Source organism: Halomonas sp. ML-15 (assembly GCF_014779595.1).
GTDB lineage: Bacteria > Pseudomonadota > Gammaproteobacteria > Pseudomonadales > Halomonadaceae > Franzmannia.
The window spans coordinates 18,272-18,616 of the sequence record NZ_JACXZT010000016.1 but is presented as its reverse complement, the minus strand read 5'-3'; the positions used below and the strand labels follow the sequence as shown (position 1 = coordinate 18,616).

At 67.0% G+C, this 345-nt stretch carries 1 protein-coding gene; it reads right to left on the bottom strand.

Features of this window, described 5'->3' with window-relative positions; genetic code table 11:
- On the bottom strand, window positions 1-345 hold a 345-nt coding region (locus IEI94_RS09495), incomplete at both ends, for a dihydroxy-acid dehydratase (protein ID WP_191167087.1).

Below are 345 nucleotides of genomic sequence, written 5' to 3'. Positions count from 1 at the left end.
TGGCGGCCATCACCCAGGCACGGCAGCGACTCGATACCGCGCTTGAGCAGCGCTTCGGGCGGCTGCATATTGACCACCTCCGCCCCACCAGGATGCCCTACCGGGCCGGCGCCGCGCATCACCAGAATGGTGCGCTCGTCGATGCCAAGCTGCGGGTCGTCGATGCGCGCGTGGTAGTCCTCGGAGCCGTCGAACACCGCCACCTTGCCTTCGAAGGCGTCGGGATCGTCGGGGTCGCTGAGGAAGCGCTGGCGAAACTCCCGCGAGATCACGCTGGTCTTCATCAGCGCCGAGTCGAACAGGTTGCCCTTGAGGTTGAGAAAGCCGGCGTGCTCCACCAGCGGC